The following is a 20,038-nucleotide window of genomic DNA, read 5'->3' as shown; positions in this document are numbered from 1 at the left end:
GCGGCGTTCGCCCAAGGTAGAGATATATATACCTTCACAGGTTAATTAGGTTTTCTTTCAAAGCTATGGCGAGCGCCTGTTCACGGGTCGACGCCCCCAACGCCTTGCGCGCCAGTGAGAAATGCTTGTTCACCGCCGCTTCGCTGATGTTGAGACGTTCGGCGATGCGGGCCGTCTGACACCCACTGGCCAGCAACTCCAATACTTCTTGCTGACGTTGCGAAAGGACCTGAGTCATTGCTTTCAACTTTAGATTGGCTGGTGAGTGAATGGGTTCGGTAATGGAAGTGGCCAGCAAAGCCGCCAGCATCGTCAAATCGACAGCACTGTTGTTATGCGCAGCTTTCATACTGTCGCTAGAACAAAGCGTCACATAGACCCCGCGACGCCCAGGCTCGCCAAAGCGAGACCCGATCAATGAGGCCAGGCCGGCAGACTTCAACCCGTGATCCAGGGCGTATTCCTTGTCAGATCGCGCATCAACGCGTTTCATCTGGCCGGATTCAACAATGTGGTATTCGTTCTGCCAGGCCAATGTCTCGAGCATGGCGTCCACCGACATGTAGTCTTCTTCGAGATACTCGGTGATCCAGTCTTCTGGCATGTTGGTGTTCATCCAGAAGATCTGCTTTTTTATCCCGTCGGCCTCACCGACCAGGATCGCCTCAATACCCTGTTTCTGAGACTGCGCGACAGCTTCATTCCATCGGTCTTCTGCAGAGGTGAGTCCGGCCAAAGCATCAACGAAATCAATCAGCGCGTTTTTCATGACGACCAGCGGCGTCCACTTCACTTGTTAAGTTCACATTAAATCAAGAAATAGAGAAATTAAAATTTAGTCAACATTTTGATGCTTTTCGGACCCTGAAGAGGCAGTTTACTTTCAAAGGCTTGACCAGAAATGCAGGCCTGCAAACATTCATATAATTTGTATCGTTTTGAGAGAAGCTACCAATTTCTCGAAATCTGCCACGACAAATAATTTTGATCACGTGGTCGATACTTTTTTCAGACTGTATTTTCCTGCGATACAAACTCGTCAAATTGCCGCCACTGTCCGCGAGCAGCCAGGGCCTGCCCAAATTGAACTCACACTAAAACCAATCCCCCAAGGCCTGCTGCCACATGGTCAGCGCGGCTACCGCCGCCGTATCCGCGCGCAGGATTCGCGGGCCGAGGCTAACCACGTGCGAAAAGGGCAGCGCAGTCAAACGCATGCGCTCTTGGTCCGAAAACCCGCCCTCGGGGCCAATCAGAATGGCCCAGGGCTGGCCTTTTTCCTGCGCGGCCAATCGTAGGGCTGAACCGACCTCGGCCTCATTGCAGAACATCAATTGCCGATCCTGAGGCCAATCCTCCAGCACACGGTCCAGTTTTTGCAGATCCACGACCTCGGGCACAAAAGTACCGCCGCATTGTTCGGCGGCCTCAACCGCATGCGCCTGAAGCCGGTCCTGTCGGATACGCTCGGAGTTTGTATACTCCGTCTGCACAGGCATAATGCGCGCGGCCCCCATTTCTGCGGCTTTCTCGACAATGAAATCCGTGCGCGCCTTCTTGATCGGCGCAAACAGGAACCACAAATCCGGGGGCAATTGCAAAGGCTTGGTCTGCTGCCGGCAGGACAGAACGCCACCGCGCTTGCCCGCCTCAGAGACTTCGGCCAGCCATTCGCCATCCCGGCCATTGAACAGCGCAATCTGCGCGCCGATGGATTGCCGCATCACGCCGAACAGGTAATGCGCCTGCTCACGCGTCAAAGGAACCGATTGCCCCTGACCCAAGGGCTGCTCTACATACAGTCTGATCTTCGCACTCATGAGACCCTACATATGCAAGGCAATGCTCCAACACCAGACGGTCAGGTCGCTGATGCTGTCACCGGCAATTGGGTGGACACCCGCGCGCCCGCCTTCACCCGCCCCTACCTGCGGTTGAGCCGGGCGGACCGGCCGATCGGAACGTGGCTGTTGCTGATCCCCTGCTGGTGGGGGCTGGCGCTGGCGATCCTCAGCGATGGCACGCCGCGGCTGGAGGATGCATGGATTGTGGTCGGCTGTGCCATTGGGGCCTTTTTGATGCGCGGTGCGGGATGCACGTGGAACGACATCACCGACCGTCATTTCGACGCGCAAGTCGAACGCACAAAATCCCGTCCGCTCCCTTCGGGTCAGGTCAGCGTGCGGCAAGCCGTGATCTGGATGGGTCTGCAGGCACTGATATCGCTGGGCATTCTGCTCAGCTTCAATACTGCAGCTGTCCTCATGGGCGTTCTGTCGCTGGTGCCAGTTGCCCTCTATCCCTTTGCCAAACGCTTCACATGGTGGCCGCAGGTGTTTCTGGGACTTGCCTTCAACTGGGGCGCGCTGCTGGCCTGGGTCGCCCATACCGGGTCGCTGGGCTGGCCTGCGGTGATGCTGTATCTGGCGGGTATCGCGTGGACGCTGTTCTACGACACGATCTATGCGCATCAGGATACCGAGGACGACGCGCTGATCGGTATCAAATCCACCGCGCGTTTGTTCGGGGCGGATACGGCTAGATGGCTGAAGTATTTTCTAATCGCCACAATCTCGCTGATGGGATTGGCAATCATTGATGCTGGCGTGCCGGATTCACCGTTCTGGATTGTCACGATTGCGTTGGGCGGACCATGGGCCATGGGCTGGCATATGCTATGGCAGCTGCGCAATCTGAACATCGAGGACAATGCCAAATTGCTGATGCTTTTCCGGTCGAACCGGGATACCGGCCTAATTCCGCTGATCTTCCTCTGCGTCGCGCTGCTGCTCTGATTGCACCTGCGCGCCGGGGCCTGTACAACCCCGCCCAAACGCCCGAGGAGTCTGAAGCCCGCATATGCGTCTGCCCTATTTTGTAGCTGTTTGCCTGATCTTTCTCGTCTCTGCCGGCCTGTCCCTTTTGGCTGCGGGCTTTGCCGTGACAAAGGTCGAAGACGCCTCGGAATTCGCCGTCCGGCGCGCGCTGGACCTGAAAGGTCACAACTGGGCCGAGGTCGAATCCGACGGTCTGCGCGTCATCCTCACAGGCACCGCGCCGGATGAGGCGATCCGCTTCAATGCCCTGACCGCTGCTGGGACCGAGGTCGATACCTCTCGCGTCATTGACGAGATGGACGTGGCCGCCACCTCGGAGCTGGCCGCCCCCAGGTTTTCCGTGGAAATCTTGCGCAATGATAGCGGTGTCTCGGTGATCGGCCTGATCCCGGCCAGCGAGGACCGTGAGTCCCTTATGGACGGGTTACAGGCGCTGGACGGCGACCATACCGTCTCGGACCTAGTTGAGACAGCCGACTACCCAAAACCCGATGGCTGGGACGATGCGCTGGCCTATGCCGTGCTGGCCCTGTCCGACCTGCCCCGCGCCAAGATCTCGGCCAGCCCCGGCCTTGTCCGGATCACTGCCATTGCCAACAGCCAGCAGGAAAAAGACAGGTTGGAGCAAGATCTGACCCGCGCCGCGCCGCCAAGTGTCCGCATCGGTTTGTCCATATCAGCCCCGCGTCCGGTGATCACGCCCTTTACCCTGCGCTACCTGATTGACGAGGCCGGAGGGCAGTTCGACGCCTGTTCCGCCCAGGATGAAGACGCCCGTGATCAGATCATCGCAGTAGCGGAGGAGGCCGGTCTTGCCGGACCCTCATTCTGCACCATTGGTCTGGGTGTACCCTCCCCCCGCTGGGCAGAAGCCGCAGAAAAGAGCATCAACGCGCTTGCTGAAATCGGGCAAGGATCGGTGACGATGTCGGATGCGGATATCACTCTGGTCGCAGCTCAAGGCACGAACTCAGCGCTGTTCGACCGCGTCGTGGGTGAGCTGGAAAACGCATTGCCCGAGGTGTTCGCCCTGCATGCCGTGCTGCCTGAACCCGAGGTTGCGGATGAGACCGGGCCCGTCGAGTTCTCTGCCACCCGCAGCCCTGAGGGCCTGATCCAATTGCGCGGCCGCGTCGGTGACGACGTTCTGCGCGACATGGTCGACAGCTATGCCCGTGCGGCGTTTGGGTCCGACAATGTCTATACCGCGACCCGCATCACCTCGGATTTGCCGATGGACTGGCCCGTACGCGTTCTGGCCGGGCTTGAGGCCCTGTCCCAACTGCATAACGGCGCATTGACTGTAACGCCCGAGTTGGTCGACCTGAACGGCATCAGCCATGATGAAGAATCCAAGGCTCGGATCGCGGGTCTGCTGTCGGACAAGCTGGGCGATGCGCAGAACTTCAACCTGTCGATCACCTATGTCGCCCCGCCCGAACCCGAAGACGCACTGCCCGATCCTGAACTCTGTGAAGAAGGTATCGCTGAAATTCAGGCCACCAGCAAAATCGCGTTCGAGCCGGGCTCGGCCACCATAGCTGCAGAGTCGCGCGATACGGTCAATCAGATCGCCGATATCTTGCGTGATTGCGGTCCGATCCGGATGGAGATTCAGGGCCATACCGACAGTCAGGGCCGCGAAGAAATGAACCAACAGCTCAGCCAGGCGCGCGCGCAGTCGATCCTGAACGAGCTACGCGGACGGCGCATACCGACCTCAAGCTATACAGCCGTCGGCTATGGCGAAACACAGCCAATCGCCGACAATGACACCGAAGAGGGCCGCGAAGAAAACCGCCGGATTGAGTTCCGCCTTATCCGGCCGGAACCCACCGAGGCCTCGGAAACCGGCCTCGAGGCGCTTGAGACCGGGGCGGAAGACCAGACCGAGACGTCCGCATCAGAAAATCAGACCGAGACGACCGCGCCGGATGCGGAAGCAGAGGACCAGTAAGTTGAACAGAGTAGAATTCATCATCGCCACCGCCGTCATCCTGTTCGCGGCTTTCTGCATGGGATGGTTTGCAAACTGGCTGGCCCATCGCCTGTCCCGCGTGCGCCAAAGTGACGTCGCCGATCTGGACCGTATGAGCCAGGAACTGCACCAGGCCGAGGAAACCCGCGATCAGGCCATCACCTATCTGCAGCAGCGCGAGGCCGAGCTGACCAACCAGCTGACCCAAACCGAGGCAGAACTGGCCGCTGCCATGGACGGCCTCCGCGCCGCCCGGCAAGAGGCCGAAGAAATGCGCGGACGCATCAACAACGCGGACTAGTAAGACCCGCCGGGTCTTTTGTCTCGCGCTCCGTTCAGACGACGACACGGGAGCATGCGCCGCCGTCGAAGTTAGTGATGGCGGTTCGGATTTTACCTGAGTCATCCGGCAACACGAACGTCCCAAGTCTGCTGAAAGCGCGGCAGAGTCTTCGTATCCCGGTTAAACCCGAAGCGCCTGCGCGGCTTGGGTCGGCGGATTTTAGCCGGTCTGACTCCGGTTTCTTTAGTTTTTCAACAAATTCAACATAATGAATGAGTGTGTTTTTGCCTGCACACAGAACTGTCCTTTTTCTGTAAAACTGGAGTCTATCATGAATTTCCAAGTTACTTTGAAGACCGCCGCTACCCTTGCCGCATTTGGCGCAACTGCCGCCTTCGCCTCAAGTGATGTTATCCCGTCCGAGAATGACACGTTTTCGAAATGGGGTGAGGAATCCGGCTGGACTATCTATGTCGATGATACCCGCGGCTCATGCCTCATTGAGCGTGTTGACGAAAATAACAACGTCGTACAGATGGGCCTGACCAAGGATCAGGAAATGGGATACCTTGGTGTCTTCACTCAGAATGACATTGGCCTAAAAGGCAAAAAGGAAGACATTATCCTGTCGCTGGACGGCAATGTCTACGAAGCCAAAGCCTACAAGAAGACCAAGCATCTCGCGGAAGGGTATACAGGAGGCTACATTCTGGCCAACAACCCGCAATTCGTTGAGGACGTCATGAAAAAGTACGATATGACAGTCTTCCCGGAAAAAGAGAGCGGATTTACCGTAAGTCTTGATGGCACCTTGAAAGCGATCGAGGCGGCGCGGACCTGCAATACGGAGCAGAATAGCTAAGCTATTCCATTTGGCCCGGCACTTGGAAACGGGTGCCGGAGCCGACCTCTACCACCGCGTCAGGGCGTCTTCGTCTTCGTCCTTCGCGGCCACCCATTCGGCACCTGAATTGGTGATCTCTTTCTTCCAGAACGGTGCGCGGGATTTCAGGTAGTCCATCAGATATTCTGCCGCTTCAAACGCATCCTTGCGATGCGGTGCGGCTGTCGCGACCATCATGATCCGGTCGCCCGGAGCCAGCCTGCCGTGGCGGTGGATCACCAGAACATCACCCAAAGACCAACGCTCCTTGGCCTCTTCCGCGATCTTTGTCAGAGCGCGTTCGGTCATGCCGGGATAATGTTCGATCTCCATCACATCCAGATCGCCCGAGGCCAGATCGCGCACGACACCCGTAAAAGTCACGATCGCCCCGTTGGCGTCATCACCAGCGGCAAAGGCATTGGCCTCGGCCCCCAGATCAAACGCCTCTTCCTGAACCGCGATCCGCATCTCAGCCGCCCGTCATTGGCGGGAAGAACGCAACCTCACGCACACCGGCCAGAGGGGCATCAAAATCCGACAGTTCCTGATCCAATGCCACCCGAAGCGCAGAGAGATCGGCAAAGGCCGCGGCATAGCGATCCTCGCGTGCGCTGAGTTCAGCTACCAGATCAGACACGGTCGCAGCTTGCGTTTCGACCTTTTCTTTCGGCAGGCCGATACGTTCGCGAACCCAAGCGAAATACAGCACGTCCATCGGTTAGCTCTCCTTCAGATGCGGCATGGCTTTACGTAGGTAATCATAGCCGCTGATCAATGTCAGCGTGGCGGCAATCCACAGCAACCACAGGCCAATGCGTCCTGACCAGAACATCCCCTCAAGGTGCCAGCGGATGTTGTTGATGTCCTCAGCCTCTCCGGTCAAGACCTGATCTATGATCGTGGGATCCATACCAAACGTGGCCATAACGAAGTTGTGCTCGAATATCCCCTGCGAGAACAGAATGGCGATGGCAAACATCTGGGCCGTGGTTTTCCACTTGGCCAGCTTCGTCACCTTGAGCGTTCCGGCGACATCACCCAGATATTCGCGCAGGCCCGAGACGAACACTTCGCGAAACAGGATCACGGTGGCCGGCAGCACCAGCCACGGGGTCCAATGCTCGGTCGAATAGCCAACAAGGATCATCAGCGCGATGACGACCATGGCCTTGTCGGCAATCGGATCCAGCATCGCGCCCATCTTGGTTTCCTGCTTCCAAGCCCGCGCCAGATAGCCATCAAACCAGTCGGTGATCGCGGCGGACATAAACAGGATCAGGGCGAACCAGTCGGCATAAGGGCGGGTGAAATACAAAAACATCACGGCCAAACCGGGCGCGGCCAGTAGGCGGAGCAGGGTCAGGATATTGGGCAAGTTCCACTTCATGAACCGACACTACATCGCCACCTACGGACAGAAAAGACAGACAAATGAAAAACTGACCCGTTCACAGAGGGTTGTGGGGCAAAAAGTCAAAGGGTCGCAACCGGGAACTCTCGGCCAGATACAGCTTGGCCCGGGGCGCCTTTGCGGTCAGATTGGCGCACGGCTCAGCAGCGACGGAAGACCATGACTGCACATATTCGAACCGACCCCCGATCAAACCTGATCGGAAGCGCATGGATGATCGCGGGCATGGCACTTTTCGCGCTCGAGGATGCGCTGTTGAAAGGCGCCTCGGCGCATTTGCCGATCTGGCAGATCCTGATCCTGTTCGGTGCCGGTGGCGCGATTATCTTCGCCGCCGTCGCCCTGCTGCGTGGCGCCAGTCTGTTGCATCGGGATGTGCTGTCACGGCCCATGAAGGTGCGCGTTCTGTTCGAGATCCTGGGGCGGATGTTCTACGTGCTGGCAATCACGCTGACGCCTCTGTCAGCGGCGACCGTGATCCTGCAGGCGACCCCTCTGGTGGTAGTGGCAGGTGCCGCGCTGTTTTTCGGCGAAACCGTCGGATGGCGACGGTGGAGCGCGATTCTGGTTGGTCTGATTGGCGTCGTGGTCATCATTCAACCGACCGGAGACAGCTTCTCGGCTCTGTCGATCCTGGCCGTCCTGGGCATGCTGGGCTTTGCCGGGCGCGATCTGGCCAGCCGCGCCGCACCCGCGACACTGGGGACCGAGGTTCTGGGCTTCTACGGCTTCCTCTGCATCATCGTCGCCGGTCTGGCCTATCAGTTCTGGGAAGGGGTGCCGATGGCTCCGCTGGACCTGAATACGAGCCTGCACATGGGCGGAGCGATCCTGATGGGCACTGCCGCCTATGCCTCGCTCATGAAAGCCATGCGAACCGGCGAGGTCTCGGCCGTTACGCCGTTCCGCTATTCCCGCCTGCTGTTTGGCGTCGGGCTGGGCGTTATAATGTTTGGCGAGACGCTGGATCAGACCATGTGGATCGGCAGCGCGCTGATCGTGGCCTCGGGATTGTATATTCTATGGCGCGGCCGAAAGGCCTAGCCCTTGTCGTGAAAGAAATCATAGACCTTCTGCGCCAACCCGGCCGAGATCCCTTCGACCGCTTTCAGATCCGCAAGATTGGCCCGGCTGACCGCCTTGGCACTGCCGAAATGAGTGAGCAGTGCACGTTTGCGAGCGGCCCCTACACCGGGGATTTCATCCAATGGTGTCGCGCCCACAGCCTTGGCCCGTTTCGCGCGATGGGTGCCGATGGCGAAACGGTGCGCTTCATCCCGCAGGCGCTGGATGAAATACAGCACGGGGTCGTTGCGCTTCAGGGCAAAAGCACGCTGACCGATGCGGTGGAATTCCTCTTTGCCGTGATCCCGATCAACGCCTTTGGCGACACCAACCATCGGGATGTCTTCAACGCCATGCTCGACCATGATCTCATGCACGGCACTCACCTGCCCGGCCCCGCCATCGATCAGCAGGAGATCGGGCCACATGCCTTTTTCACGATCCGGGTCTTCCTTTTGCAGGCGGGTGAAGCGGCGGGTCAGAACCTCTTTCATCATCCCAAAGTCATCGCCGGGTGTCAGATCGTCACCGCGAATGTTGAACTTGCGATAGGCGTTTTTCATGAACCCCTCGGGGCCAGCGACGATCATACCGCCGACCGCATTGGTCCCCTGAATATGCGAGTTGTCGTAGACCTCGATCCGGGCCGGAGGCGCGTCGAGCTCAAACGCCTCAGCCACACCGCGCAGTAGTTTGGCCTGCGTGGCGCTTTCAGACATGCGACGGGCCAGAGATTCACGCGCGTTGCGCAGGGCCCCGGCGACCAGTTCCTGTTTCTCACCGCGCTGGGGCACGAGGATTTCAACCTTGCGCCCGGCTTTCTCAGTCAGCGCCTGCTCCATCAGATCCGCGTTTTCGATCCCGTCCGACAGGATCAGTTGACGCGGTGGTTCCTTGTTGTCGTAGAACTGGCCGAGGAACGCCTCCATCACCTCAGCCGGGGACACATCCGCACCGACCCGAGGGTAGAAATCCTTATTCCCCCAGTTCTGGTTCGCGCGGATGAAGAACACCTGCACACAGGCCTGCCCGCTATCCATATAAAGGCCAATCACATCCGCCTCGGTCACGCCGCGCGGGTTAATGCCTTGACTGGTTTGAACCTGCGTCAGCGCACGAATACGATCCCGCAGGCCGGCGGCACGTTCGAACTCCATCGCCTCCGAGGCGGCCATCATCTGTTCGGCCAACTCCTCCTGCACCTTGGTGGACCGGCCCGAGAGGAAGCGTTCGGCATCCTTGACGCTTTCGCGGTAGTCACCCTCGGAAATCAAACCGACACATGGTCCCGAACACCGCTTGATCTGATAGAGAAGACAGGGGCGCGTGCGGCTGTCGAACATGGAATCCGAGCAATTGCGCAGAAGGAATGCTTTTTGCAGCTGGTTCAGCGTCCGGTTCACTGCACCTGCGCTGGCAAATGGGCCGAAATACGCGCCCTTCTCTTTCTTGGCACCGCGATGCTTTTTGATCTGAGGATAAGCATGATCCTTGGCGACCAGAATGTTCGGGAAACTCTTATCGTCGCGCAGCAGCACGTTGTACTTGGGCTTGAGCTGCTTGATCAGGTTCTGCTCCAGCAGCAGCGCCTCGGTCTCGGTCCTTGTGGTCAGGAACATCATCGAGGCGGTCGACGCGATCATTTTCTCGATCCGTCCCGAATGCCCCGGGCGCGTGTAGTTCGACACCCGCGCTTTAAGGTTCCGCGCCTTGCCTACATACAAAACCCGACTGTCCGCATCCAACATCCGATACACACCGGGCGAGCTGTCCAGCGTTTTCACATAGCGCTGGATGCAGGCATAACCGGTGGGCTGAAGCTCGGGTGTCGATTCGTCCTGGGTTGTCATGGGCCTGAGATATGATTCTCTGTCTATGGCTGCAATCTTGGGCGCTTCATTTCAAGAGAAAACAAATCCACGGTTTCTGTGGATAAGTATGAAGATAAGTTTCCGTGAGCGTAGAATCTTCCTTGTTTCCTTGCTTGTTCGTCAATTTGCACAAAAAACAGGCACATACTTAAGTGATTGTTTTTTATCGATATTTTTTTACACGCTTAGCAAGTGTATGAAAAATAAGACGTTTTTGTAACGGCTAAGTAACGCCAATGAGAGCGGTGCAAAACTTGCAGCGGATTTACTTATTCTACGCCCAGCACATCCGGCGTTTGCCATCCCAAATGCTGCCCACCATCCACGCACAAAAGCTGCCCAGTGACAGCATGCGCGTCCAGAAAATAGCCCAGTGCTGCGGTGATATCTGACGGGTTCGAGCCCCGCTCCAGCACTGTGTTGGCGCGCTGGGTTTTGAAGTGCTGTTCGCTCTGACGATGTCCCTGCATGGTCGGTCCGGGACCAATGGCGTTGACGCGGATTGCGGGTGTCAGCGCTTGGGCAGCCGTGCGCGTCAGCGCCCACAGGCCCATCTTGGCGATGGTGTAGCTCATGAATTCGGGCGTCAGTTTCCGCACCCGCATATCGACCATGTTGACGATCAAGCCAGAGGCCTGCGGCTCTCCCTGCGCATCCGTCTCAGGTTGCAAGCCCTGTTCGGCCATGGCCTGAGTCAGAACAAAGGGCGCGCGCAGGTTGCTGTCGAGGTGCCGGTCCCAGCTTTTGCGCGTGGCCGTGTGGATATTGTCATACTCAAAGACCGACGCGTTGTTGACCAGACAAGTGATCGGCCCGCCCAGAGCCTCAGCCGCGCGAGGCAGCAGGGCGGTCACCTGCGCCTCATCCAGAAGATCGGCCTGTAGCGCCACAGCTTTGCGGCCCAGCGCCTGAACTTCTGCAACCGTCTCAGCCGCGGGCTGTTCCGAGGTCGCATAGTGTACGGCGACATCATACCCGCGCCCTGCCAGATAAAGGGCCATGGCTCGGCCCAAGCGGATGCCGGCTCCGGTTACTAGCGCTCGGGACATGGATACCTCTTTCCGTCAGATCACATCAGCAATGTGGTGACATAAAGCGCATAAAGGAAAGTCAACACCAGACCCCAGATCCGCGAAATATCCTGTTTGAAGAACACAAACGGGATCAGCAACAGCGAGGCGCCCAGCATGACCCACAGGTCGAATTCAAGGAATTCCGGGTCGACTGGGATGTTTCCGAACCACGTGGCAATACCGACGATTGCCAGCAGGTTGAACATGTTCGAGCCGATCACGTTGCCGAGCGCAACGTCCGCCTGGCGCCGTAGCGCCGCCATAACGGTCGTTGCCAGTTCAGGCAGAGACGTTCCGACAGCCACAAGTGTCAAACCGATCACCGTTTCGGTGATCCCGTACATCAGGGCGATTTCGGTGGCGTTTTCGACCAATAGATGCGCGCCCATGGGCAGACCGATCAGGCCAAGGACCACGTAGATCGATATCTTCCAATAGGGCATGTTCGGATCGGCCTCTTCCAAACCGTCCAGCTCTTCGTCGTCGCCACATGCCCCGGCTGCATCGGCGCAGGCTTTGCGATGAGCCTTGGCTTCGCGAAACGCGTTCCACAACACAAGCCCAAGGGCAGCCAGCAGAATGGCGCCGCTGATCAGATTGAATACCCCGCAGAAGGCCAGGCCGATGAAGAGGACGCTCGCCAACAGCATGAAGACATAGTTCTTGCGGCTATCGCATTCGCTGGTGTGCAGCGTTGCCAACAAGGCAGGCAAGCCCAGAACCAAAAGGATATTCGCGGTGTTGGAGCCGACGACGTTACCCAATGCGATGCCCGGTGCGTTCTCCTTCACCGCGCTGATCGCAATCAAAAGCTCGGGTGCAGACGTCCCAAAGGCAACGATCGTCAGGCTGACGATCAGGGCGGGCACGCCCAACCGCAGGCTTAGGTTGACCGCACCGCGCACCAGCGCATCACCTGCCAGCAGCAAGATCACCAATCCGAGGCCGGAGAGCAGCCATGCCGTCATGTCCGGCCTCCTTTTTCACAGGCACAGGGGCCTTTGCCGATCTTGAACCGACCGCAACGCGGACATTTGGCAGAACTCAACCGGTTTTGGCCCGGAAAGCGCAGCTTTCCGAACATCGCCAATACACCCATGGCGACCAGAAACAGAGTGACGATCTTGATGATCACGCTACAGACCGAAACGCGCGAAGGCCGCCCGCTCCTCTAGCCCCGCTACGGCGTCCTGCGCCAGCGCGGCCCCGAAACGTGACCAAAGTGGTTTACGCACGCCGTAGCGGCGGAACTTCACCTTGTCGCCGAAACGCTCCTGCATCTTGGGTTTCAGATGGGCGATGCCTTCGATCAAGCCCAGCTCCTGCGCGCGTCGCGCCAGCCAGATTTCGCCTGTGAACAGATCAGCATCTGCGTCCAGCTTGTCCCCACGACGGGTTTTGACATGGGTGATGAAATTCCCGTGGATGTCTTCCAAAAGGCGTTCCAGCCGCGCGACATCCTCTTCCTTTTCCGGGCGGAACGGGTCGAGCATGGATTTCGACTTCCCGGCCGTGTGAACACGCCGCTCAAAACCCTGTTTCACCAGAAACTCATGTGCTCCGAACCCGGCCGAGATCACACCGATCGACCCAAGGACCGAGCTGTCGTCAGCCCAGATTTCATCTGCTGCCGCCGCCAGCCAATACCCGCCCGACGCCGCCACGTCTTCGACAAAGGCCACGACCGGTATCTCAAGCTCATCCGACAGCCGTCGGATACGCGCGCCGATCAGAGAGCTTTGCACAGGCGACCCGCCGGGCGAGTTGACCTCGAGCGCGACGGCCGCAGGCTTGCCTTTGCGAAAGGCCTTTTCCAGCACAGGTGCCAGCGAGGTATCATTCAACGCGCCACGCCCGGCCATACCGATGGCACCGGACAGGCGAACGACGGCCACAACGGGCGGTTTTTTGATAAAAGGCAGGCTGAGTTTCATGGGTGCCGATGTAGAGTGCCCCCATCGGCTAAACAAGGGACTCGCCGAATGCAAAACGCGGCGTTAGACAATTTCCTCACACCGATGGGCAAAAATGCAACGCACTAGCTGCGGATGCGCCAGCCTGTTTTGAAGATCCACCAGATGATCGCAAGGCACAGTCCGGTGAAGGCCACGATGGCCAAAAGGCTGAACACGATCGGTACATCTGCCAGCCCATAAAACGACCAGCGGAAGCCCGAAATCAGGTAAACCACCGGGTTGAACAAGGTGATCGTCTGCCATAGCGGCGGCAGCATCGAGATCGAATAGAACGTGCCCCCTAGAAAGATCAGCGGTGTGACAACCAACTGCGGCACCAACGACATCTGCTCAAAGTTACTGGCCCATATCCCGATTATGAACCCCAACAGCGAGAAGCTTAGGCAGGACAGCACCAGAAACGCGGCCATCGCCAGCGGATGCTCGATCCGGATGTCGACGAAGAATGTCGCAGTCGCAAGGATCACCAGACCGACGAACAGCGCCTTGGTGGCGGCCGCGCCTACGTAACCTATGACAATCTCGATGAAATTGACTGGGGCGGAGAGCAACTCATAGATCGTGCCCAGAAACTTGGGAAAATAGATCCCGAACGATGCGTTCGAGATCGCCAGCATGACCACCGACAACATGATCAGCCCGGGCACGATAAATGCCCCGTATGAGACGCCCTCAACCTCTTGAATCCGGCTACCGATGGCCGTGCCAAAGACCACAAAATACAGCGAGGTCGACAGGACCGGCGACAGAAAGCTCTGAGCCAGAGTGCGGAAAAAGCGGGCCATCTCAAACCGGTAGATGGCGGCAATGGCGGTCCAGTTCATGCGGCCTCTCCCGATACCAGATTGACGAAGATCTCTTCCAGACTGGATTGCCTTGTCTGCACATCCCGCAGGACCAGCCCCGATTGGGCCACGTCATTCAGCAGCGTCGTAATCCCGGTTCGATCCGCATTGGTGTCATAGGTATAGATCAGCGCGTCGCGATTTCCGTTCAAAACCAGATTATGCGCGGCCAAACCGTCCGGGATGGCCGAGATGGGCTCGGTCAGCATGACCTCGATCTGTTTCTTACCCATCTGCGCCATCAGAGTGTCTTTATCCTGAACCAGCAGCAGCTCACCTTTGTCGATGACACCCACACGGTCAGCGATGGCTTCGGCCTCTTCGATGTAATGCGTTGTCAAAATGATGGTTACGCCCGCCTGCTTCAGCTCAGCGACGATCTCCCACATATCCTTGCGCAGCTCGACATCGACACCGGCGGTGGGCTCATCCAGAAACAGAATGCGCGGTTCATGGGCTAAGGCCTTGGCGATCAGAACCCGGCGCTTCATGCCCCCGGAAAGTTCCTTGATCGCGTTCTTGCGTTTATCCCACAACGACAGTTTGCGCAGGATCTCTTCGATCCGCGCGCTGTCATTGCCATAGCCAAACAGCCCTCGGGAAAACCGCACCGTATTATAGACCTTCTCGAACGGCTCCAACGCGATTTCCTGCGGCACCAGACCGATCATTTTGCGGGCGGCGCGGAACTCGGCCTGGATATCGTGCCCGCCAACCGAGACACTGCCCGAGGTCGGTGTGGTGATCCCGCAAATGGTCGAGATCAGCGTTGTCTTCCCCGCCCCGTTCGGCCCGAGCAGAGCAAGGATTTCACCTTCCTCGATGTCCAGCGACACGCCTTTCAGCGCCTCAAACCCGTCCGCATAGGATTTGCGCAAATCCTTGATCGACAAAATGGTAGTCATGCCTGTTTCCCCGTTCTGGCAGAGACCCTATCGTTTCGCCTCCCGGTGGAACAGGCCAATTTCGCACAGAGCTCTGCGCAGAATTGCTGTAGGGTCCGGGGAACGCTGCATATACCGGAGAGATCCATGCTGAACGGAATACGCATTATCGAGATCGAAGGCCTGGGCCCCGGCCCCTTCGCGGCCATGCTGCTGGCTGATCTCGGTGCAGATGTGATCACCATCCATCGCAAGGGCGGCAGTGTGACACCCGGCATGCCGGAACGCTCGGTGCTGGACCGGGGCAAACGGTCCATTGCGCTTGATCTAAAGGATGCAACCGACCTGAACACCGCCAAGGAACTCATCACCACCGCCGACGCACTGATCGAAGGCTTCCGCCCCGGCGTGATGGAGAAATTGGGACTGGGGACCGACATCTGCCATGCGCTGAACCCCAAACTGGTCTACGGACGCATGACCGGTTGGGGACAGGACAGCCCCTTGTCACACACCGCCGGGCATGACCTCAACTACATCGCCCTTTCGGGCGCGCTTTGGTACGCGGCGCAACCTGAAACACCGCCGCAAACCCCAGCTACTCTCGTCGGAGACATTGGCGGCGGCGCGATGTATCTGGTCACCGGCCTCCTCGCCGGTTTGCTCAACGCCCGGCACACCGGTCAGGGCACCGTCGTCGACGCGGCCATCTACGATGGTTCGGCGCATATGATGAACCTGCTGATGAGCATGCGCCAAACCGGAAACCTGTCCGAGACGCGCGGCCAAAGCCTGCTTGACGGTCCACATTGGAGCCGCACCTACCGCTGCGCCGATGATGGCTTCGTCACGGTCCAATGCCTTGAGCCAAAATTCTACGCCGAATTCCTGAACGTTCTGGGCCTGTCACAAAACGCCGAGTTGCAGGAGCAATTCAACCCAAAACTCTGGCCGGACCAAACGAAGAAACTGACGGACCTATTCCTGACCAAGCCCCGAGATCACTGGGCCGCGCTGTTTCACGAAACCAATGCCTGCGTCGCCCCGGTCCTTGACCCGATTGAGGCGAAAAACCACCCCATGAACACCACCCGCCAAACCTGGCAATCTGTGGATGGCACCTTGCAAGCCGCCGCAGCGCCCCGTTTTTTGAACACGCAATGGAGTGCCAAACCCAGCCCGGCCCGAGGCGAACACACGCAAGACATTCTGGACGAACTCTCCGGCCAAGACCGATCCGCCTCTTCATCTGGCCAAAAACATCCCGGGGGATGAATTGGCCGAAGGCCAAGAAGGGGGCTGGCCCCCTTCCCTCTATCGCCCGCGCACCGTGTCGATCATCAACTGCACGTTCTCAGGATCCGCATCCGGCGTAATCCCGTGGCCAAGGTTGAAGATATGCGGCCCCTTGCGGAACGCCTCAACAATCCGCCGCGTCTCATCCACCAGCGCCTGACCGCCCGTCACCATATGGGACGACGCCAAGTTCCCCTGCACACAACCGTCCACCTGCACATGCGCCGCCGCCCAGTCAGGCGCGACCGAGTTGTCCAGCGCCACACAATCCACACCAGTTGCCTTGGCAAACCCGACATAGCCCTCGCCCGCTTCACGCGGGAAGCCAATGACTGGAATACCGGGATGGCGTGCCTTAATGGCCTGCGTGATCACGCGGCAGGGCTCAACCGCGTATTTCTGGAAGGCGTCGCCTTTCAACGACCCGGCCCAGCTGTCAAAGATCTTGACCACCTCGGCCCCGGCGTCGATCTGAGCCGACAGATACTCGATCGTCGCCAGTGTAATCCGCTCCAACAGAGCCTCAAACAGGGCGTTATTCTCCTCGCGCAGCGCATGCGCAGGACCCTGATCAGGCGTGCCGCGCCCTGCGATCATATAGGTTGCGACAGTCCAAGGCGCGCCTGCGAATCCGATCAAGGTCGTCTCGGACGGCAGTTCCTTCGACAGGATACGCACAGTTTCATAGACCGGGGACAGGGTCTCATGAATGTCCTCAACCGGCTTCAACACGTCAAAGTCGGATTGCTGCGTGATCGTAGACAAGCGCGGGCCTTCGCCTGTGACAAACCACAAGTCCGCACCCAGCGCTTGGGGAACCAGTAGGATGTCAGCAAACAGGATTGCGGCGTCAAACCCATAGCGGCGAATGGGCTGCAAGGTGACCTCGGCCGCCAGTTCGGGATTGTAGCAGAGCGACAGGAAATCTCCTGCTTGCGCGCGTGTCGCGCGATATTCCGGCAGATACCGCCCGGCCTGACGCATCATCCAGATCGGCGGAATGTCCTGAACCTCTCCGGCCAGTGCCCGCAGCAATTTCTTCGTCTCAGCCATCATCGCCCTCAATCTTGCGTTTCGTCCACGGGTCGGCGCTCAGTGGCAATTTGTCAAGCACTGCCCCCATTGTCAGGGCAATGTGACGCGACTAAAGCTGGTGTCCATGACACTGACTCTGCCCACCCCCGCATCGCCGCTCAAAATTGGCACCCGAGGCTCTCCGCTGGCATTGGCGCAAGCTTGTGAGACCCGCCAGAGGCTGCGCAATGCATTTGGGTTGAGCGATGAGGCGTTTGAGATCGTGGTGATCAAAACCACCGGCGACAACCGCGCCATGATCGACGCAGATCGCCCGTTGAAAGAGATCGGCAACAAAGGCCTTTTCACGAAGGAAATCGAAGAGGCGATGCTGCGCGGCGATATCGATATCGCCGTTCATTCGACCAAGGATATGCCCGTCGAACAGCCCGCTGGGCTGGTGTTGGATACGTTTTTGCCTCGAGAGGATGTGCGCGATGCGTTCATTTCCCCGCAATTCACCTCGATCCACGACCTGCCCGAGGGCGCCGTTGTCGGCACCTCATCCCTGCGGCGTAGGGCTCAATTGCTGAACCGCCGCCCTGACCTGAATGTGGTTGAATTTCGTGGCAACGTGCAGACCCGCCTGAAGAAACTGGCGGACGGCGTGGCTGATTGCACCTTTCTGGCCATGGCCGGCATCCGTAGACTGGGGATGGAGGACGTCCCTGCCACCGCGATTTCGACGGACGATATACTGCCCGCCATCGCGCAAGGCGCGATCGGCATTGAACGCCGCGAAACAGACAGCCGGGCCGCCGAACTGCTTGAAGCGATTCATCACGCTGAAACCGGTCAACGTCTGACAGCGGAGCGTGCGCTACTGGCCGGGCTGGACGGATCTTGCGAGACCCCCATCGCCGGGCTTTGCGAAATCGAGAACGGTCAAATGCGGCTGCGGGGCGAGGTTCTGCGCCCCGACGGATCCGAGGCCATTGCGGAAAACACAACGGGCGCAATTGAAGACGCCACCGAGATGGGCTGGGAAATGGCCGGCACTCTGCTGCGTCAGGCAGGCCCCGGTTTCTTCGATTGGAAAAAATCCTAAATAATTTTAACCAAAGTGAACTTGTTCACTGTGGCATTCCGAAAAGACAGGCATTAATAGGCCATACCGGTTGCAAGACTGGATAGCCTCGAAAGTATCGAAAGTTTTCAGATTGTTGGTGTTTTAACAAGTATTCGAGGGGGCGAGGCTACGCCCAGACTGCAATAGGTGAACGGGTCGCTGTCAATTTCGACAGCGGCCCGTTTTCTTTTGATCAGCCCAGTGCCGCGACCGCTTGTTTCACCGCTTCGCGCGTTTGCTCCAGATCGGCCTCGGTCACCGCCAGAGACGGGTAGAGTTTGCCCGGAGATTTGAAAATCCCGTTCTCCCGTAGAACATCATTGTAGAGCGCGTTCCGTTTGGGGTCGTCGTGTCTAGCGCTGCGGTAGTCGCGGCAGGGGGTTTCGGTGAAATAGACGTCAAACAGCGTTTCGTCGCCGCAGATCTGATGGGGAATACCCGCTTTCGTTAGCTCATCCACCTGCATCTGCTGCAAGGCCGCGCCTGTTGCGCGCAGCTGCTCATATGTCCCCTCGCGCCGCAAAATCTCCATCGTTTTCAACCCGGCGACCGAGGCCACAGGGTTACCTGACAGAGTGCCCAACTGCATCAGCCATCCGGCCTCACCCACCTGCGATTTGTCGAAATGCTTCATGATCTCAGCGCTTGCGCCCAGCGCGGCCAGAGGGAAGCCACCGCCGGTGATTTTACCCAGCGTGCAGATATCGGGTGTCACACCGTACCGTTCCTGCGCCCCGCCATAGGCCAGACGGAAACCGGTGACGATCTCATCAAAGATCAGCAGCACATTGTATTTGTCACACAGCGCGCGCAGGCCCTGCAGATATCCCGGCAGTGGGGGAATGATGCGCTGCAAAGGCTCTGCCATGATCGCGGCGATATCGTCATGTTCGTTTAGTAAGGTCTCGACCGCCTCAAGGTCGTTGAAGGGCGCGATCAGCATCTGTTCGGCGACGCCTGAAGGAATACCAGCACTGTCAGGCACGGCTTGCGGGAAATTCACCTCGCGGCTGGGGGCGAGACTCATCTGCGCTTCGGCGCTCATGCCGTGATAGCCGCCTTCGAATTTCAGGATCTTGTCCCGACCGGTATAGGCGCGCGCCAGACGGATCGCGTACATATCCGCCTCACCGCCCGAGGCGACAAAGCGCACCTGTTCACAGCAAGGCACGGCGTCAATGATCGCCTCGGCCAGTTCGACACCTTTGCTGTTATTTGCAAAGAAGGTCATGCCCTTGGGCAGTTGCTCCAGAACGGCCTCAAGCACTTCGGGGTGGCCATGACCCAAAAGCATCGGGCCCGAGCCAATCAGGTAGTCGATGTATTCGTTCCCATCCTCATCCCAGACGCGGCTGCCTTCGCCGCGTGAGACCATGATGCCAGGGTCGAAATTGCCGAACCCACCCGCCGGCAGAGCCGCCTTGGCGCGGTCGATCCATTCGGATTGAGTGTTTATCTTGAGCATATCACGCGATCTCCATCGTCAAGAA

Annotated in this window: 21 protein-coding genes; 7 read left to right on the top strand and 14 right to left on the bottom strand. The window is 58.5% G+C overall.

The genetic code is table 11. The features are described 5' to 3' along the window. Positions 1–34 precede the first annotated feature (34 nt). The gene (locus tag ACR0KL_RS12070) at positions 35–793 is read right to left on the bottom strand and encodes a helix-turn-helix transcriptional regulator (protein WP_170681601.1); all 759 of its coding nucleotides are present in this window, start codon (positions 791–793) and stop codon (positions 35–37) included. Between the two features lie 301 nt (positions 794–1,094). Continuing rightward, positions 1,095–1,820 (bottom strand): 16S rRNA (uracil(1498)-N(3))-methyltransferase, encoded by a 726-nt coding sequence (locus tag ACR0KL_RS12065; protein WP_170681600.1) that lies wholly within the window; start codon positions 1,818–1,820, stop codon positions 1,095–1,097. A gap of 12 nt (positions 1,821–1,832) precedes the next feature. Between ACR0KL_RS12065 and ubiA the strand changes: the two genes are divergently transcribed. The 4 genes from ubiA to ACR0KL_RS12045 all read left to right on the top strand — a co-directional run bounded on the left by ubiA (position 1,833) and on the right by ACR0KL_RS12045 (position 5,960). Then, the gene (gene ubiA, locus ACR0KL_RS12060; RefSeq protein ID WP_170681599.1) at positions 1,833–2,795 is read left to right on the top strand and encodes a 4-hydroxybenzoate octaprenyltransferase; all 963 of its coding nucleotides are present in this window, start codon (positions 1,833–1,835) and stop codon (positions 2,793–2,795) included. Positions 2,796–2,859: 64 nt separating this feature from the next. Further along, on the top strand, positions 2,860–4,794 hold the full coding sequence (locus ACR0KL_RS12055) for an OmpA family protein (RefSeq protein WP_170681597.1): 1,935 nt from the start codon (positions 2,860–2,862) through the stop codon (positions 4,792–4,794). A gap of 1 nt (position 4,795) precedes the next feature. Further along, positions 4,796–5,116, top strand: coding sequence for a hypothetical protein (locus tag ACR0KL_RS12050; RefSeq protein ID WP_480777073.1), 321 nt, complete (start codon positions 4,796–4,798; stop codon positions 5,114–5,116). Between the two features lie 313 nt (positions 5,117–5,429). Continuing rightward, the gene (locus ACR0KL_RS12045; protein ID WP_170462571.1) at positions 5,430–5,960 is read left to right on the top strand and encodes a hypothetical protein; all 531 of its coding nucleotides are present in this window, start codon (positions 5,430–5,432) and stop codon (positions 5,958–5,960) included. A 48-nt stretch (positions 5,961–6,008) separates the two neighbouring features. Here ACR0KL_RS12045 and ACR0KL_RS12040 read toward each other — a convergent pair whose 3' ends face one another. The 3 genes from ACR0KL_RS12040 to pgsA are packed head-to-tail and all read right to left on the bottom strand — an operon-like array spanning position 6,009 to position 7,371. Continuing rightward, entirely contained in the window at positions 6,009–6,452 is a 444-nt protein-coding gene (locus tag ACR0KL_RS12040; protein WP_170469251.1) for a molybdenum cofactor biosynthesis protein MoaE, read from the bottom strand. A 1-nt stretch (position 6,453) separates the two neighbouring features. Continuing rightward, the gene (gene moaD, locus ACR0KL_RS12035) at positions 6,454–6,699 is read right to left on the bottom strand and encodes a molybdopterin converting factor subunit 1 (protein ID WP_170379166.1); all 246 of its coding nucleotides are present in this window, start codon (positions 6,697–6,699) and stop codon (positions 6,454–6,456) included. A gap of 3 nt (positions 6,700–6,702) precedes the next feature. Next, a complete protein-coding gene (gene pgsA, locus ACR0KL_RS12030) occupies positions 6,703–7,371 on the bottom strand; it encodes a CDP-diacylglycerol--glycerol-3-phosphate 3-phosphatidyltransferase (RefSeq protein ID WP_170379168.1) in 669 nt (222 codons plus the stop codon). 183 nt (positions 7,372–7,554) lie between these two features. Between pgsA and ACR0KL_RS12025 the strand changes: the two genes are divergently transcribed. Next, positions 7,555–8,439, top strand: a complete 885-nt coding sequence (locus ACR0KL_RS12025; RefSeq protein ID WP_170681593.1) for a DMT family transporter — start codon at positions 7,555–7,557, stop codon at positions 8,437–8,439. On the opposite strand, the gene uvrC is transcribed toward ACR0KL_RS12025, so the two are convergent. From uvrC to ACR0KL_RS11990, 7 genes are all read right to left on the bottom strand, one after another. Next, positions 8,436–10,310: an excinuclease ABC subunit UvrC gene (gene uvrC, locus ACR0KL_RS12020; RefSeq protein WP_170681591.1), complete on the bottom strand. Its 1,875-nt coding sequence runs from the start codon at positions 10,308–10,310 to the stop codon at positions 8,436–8,438. The two genes, ACR0KL_RS12025 and uvrC, sit on opposite strands and share 4 nt — an antisense overlap. A 290-nt stretch (positions 10,311–10,600) precedes the next feature. Further along, positions 10,601–11,380 (bottom strand): SDR family oxidoreductase, encoded by a 780-nt coding sequence (locus ACR0KL_RS12015; RefSeq protein WP_170681589.1) that lies wholly within the window; start codon positions 11,378–11,380, stop codon positions 10,601–10,603. 20 nt (positions 11,381–11,400) lie between these two features. Beyond that, complete coding sequence (locus ACR0KL_RS12010) at positions 11,401–12,372, bottom strand: calcium/sodium antiporter (RefSeq protein WP_170681587.1); 972 nt, start codon at positions 12,370–12,372, stop codon at positions 11,401–11,403. After that, entirely contained in the window at positions 12,369–12,539 is a 171-nt protein-coding gene (locus ACR0KL_RS12005; RefSeq protein ID WP_170553847.1) for a hypothetical protein, read from the bottom strand. Before ACR0KL_RS12005 ends, ACR0KL_RS12010 begins: the two co-directional genes overlap by 4 nt. 1 nt (position 12,540) lies before the next feature. Beyond that, complete coding sequence (locus ACR0KL_RS12000) at positions 12,541–13,338, bottom strand: S49 family peptidase (protein WP_170681585.1); 798 nt, start codon at positions 13,336–13,338, stop codon at positions 12,541–12,543. 104 nt (positions 13,339–13,442) lie between these two features. Continuing rightward, entirely contained in the window at positions 13,443–14,204 is a 762-nt protein-coding gene (locus tag ACR0KL_RS11995) for an ABC transporter permease (protein ID WP_170379180.1), read from the bottom strand. Further along, the gene (locus ACR0KL_RS11990) at positions 14,201–15,130 is read right to left on the bottom strand and encodes an ABC transporter ATP-binding protein (RefSeq protein ID WP_170681583.1); all 930 of its coding nucleotides are present in this window, start codon (positions 15,128–15,130) and stop codon (positions 14,201–14,203) included. The genes ACR0KL_RS11995 and ACR0KL_RS11990 overlap by 4 nt, the downstream gene beginning before the upstream one ends. A 126-nt stretch (positions 15,131–15,256) precedes the next feature. On the opposite strand from ACR0KL_RS11990, the gene ACR0KL_RS11985 reads away from it, so the two are divergent. Then, complete coding sequence (locus ACR0KL_RS11985) at positions 15,257–16,384, top strand: CaiB/BaiF CoA transferase family protein (RefSeq protein ID WP_480777072.1); 1,128 nt, start codon at positions 15,257–15,259, stop codon at positions 16,382–16,384. 39 nt (positions 16,385–16,423) lie between these two features. On the opposite strand, the gene hemE is transcribed toward ACR0KL_RS11985, so the two are convergent. Continuing rightward, positions 16,424–17,458 carry a uroporphyrinogen decarboxylase gene (gene hemE, locus ACR0KL_RS11980; protein WP_170681579.1) on the bottom strand — a complete coding sequence of 345 codons (1,035 nt, stop codon included), beginning with the start codon at positions 17,456–17,458 and terminating at the stop codon, positions 16,424–16,426. Positions 17,459–17,564: 106 nt separating this feature from the next. Here hemE and hemC point away from each other — a divergent pair, with 106 nt between their 5' ends. Beyond that, positions 17,565–18,527 (top strand): hydroxymethylbilane synthase, encoded by a 963-nt coding sequence (hemC, locus tag ACR0KL_RS11975; RefSeq protein WP_480777071.1) that lies wholly within the window; start codon positions 17,565–17,567, stop codon positions 18,525–18,527. 214 nt (positions 18,528–18,741) lie between these two features. Here the strand turns inward: hemC and ACR0KL_RS11970 are convergent, their stop codons facing one another. Then, positions 18,742–20,013, bottom strand: coding sequence for an aminotransferase class III-fold pyridoxal phosphate-dependent enzyme (locus tag ACR0KL_RS11970; protein ID WP_170681575.1), 1,272 nt, complete (start codon positions 20,011–20,013; stop codon positions 18,742–18,744). Positions 20,014–20,038 lie beyond the last annotated feature (25 nt).

The organism is Ruegeria sp. C8 (assembly GCF_056537565.1).
The sequence above is the reverse complement of the archived record's forward strand: the minus strand, read 5'-3'. Positions and strand labels throughout refer to the sequence as shown.

Coding starts and splice junctions, on each gene's coding strand:
- ubiA (WP_170681599.1), top strand. CDS start 1,833: ATGCAAGGCAATGCTCCAACACCAGACGGTCAGGTCGCTGATGCTGTC.
- moaD (WP_170379166.1), bottom strand. CDS start 6,699: ATGGACGTGCTGTATTTCGCTTGGGTTCGCGAACGTATCGGCCTGCCG.
- ACR0KL_RS11970 (WP_170681575.1), bottom strand. CDS start 20,013: ATGCTCAAGATAAACACTCAATCCGAATGGATCGACCGCGCCAAGGCG.
- ACR0KL_RS11990 (WP_170681583.1), bottom strand. CDS start 15,130: ATGACTACCATTTTGTCGATCAAGGATTTGCGCAAATCCTATGCGGAC.
- ACR0KL_RS11995 (WP_170379180.1), bottom strand. CDS start 14,204: ATGAACTGGACCGCCATTGCCGCCATCTACCGGTTTGAGATGGCCCGC.
- ACR0KL_RS12045 (WP_170462571.1), top strand. CDS start 5,430: ATGAATTTCCAAGTTACTTTGAAGACCGCCGCTACCCTTGCCGCATTT.
- pgsA (WP_170379168.1), bottom strand. CDS start 7,371: ATGAAGTGGAACTTGCCCAATATCCTGACCCTGCTCCGCCTACTGGCC.
- uvrC (WP_170681591.1), bottom strand. CDS start 10,310: ATGACAACCCAGGACGAATCGACACCCGAGCTTCAGCCCACCGGTTAT.
- ACR0KL_RS12055 (WP_170681597.1), top strand. CDS start 2,860: ATGCGTCTGCCCTATTTTGTAGCTGTTTGCCTGATCTTTCTCGTCTCT.
- hemE (WP_170681579.1), bottom strand. CDS start 17,458: ATGGCTGAGACGAAGAAATTGCTGCGGGCACTGGCCGGAGAGGTTCAG.
- ACR0KL_RS12065 (WP_170681600.1), bottom strand. CDS start 1,820: ATGAGTGCGAAGATCAGACTGTATGTAGAGCAGCCCTTGGGTCAGGGG.
- ACR0KL_RS12015 (WP_170681589.1), bottom strand. CDS start 11,380: ATGTCCCGAGCGCTAGTAACCGGAGCCGGCATCCGCTTGGGCCGAGCC.
- hemC (WP_480777071.1), top strand. CDS start 17,565: ATGACACTGACTCTGCCCACCCCCGCATCGCCGCTCAAAATTGGCACC.
- ACR0KL_RS12000 (WP_170681585.1), bottom strand. CDS start 13,338: ATGAAACTCAGCCTGCCTTTTATCAAAAAACCGCCCGTTGTGGCCGTC.
- ACR0KL_RS12040 (WP_170469251.1), bottom strand. CDS start 6,452: ATGCGGATCGCGGTTCAGGAAGAGGCGTTTGATCTGGGGGCCGAGGCC.
- ACR0KL_RS11985 (WP_480777072.1), top strand. CDS start 15,257: ATGCTGAACGGAATACGCATTATCGAGATCGAAGGCCTGGGCCCCGGC.
- ACR0KL_RS12010 (WP_170681587.1), bottom strand. CDS start 12,372: ATGACGGCATGGCTGCTCTCCGGCCTCGGATTGGTGATCTTGCTGCTG.
- ACR0KL_RS12025 (WP_170681593.1), top strand. CDS start 7,555: ATGACTGCACATATTCGAACCGACCCCCGATCAAACCTGATCGGAAGC.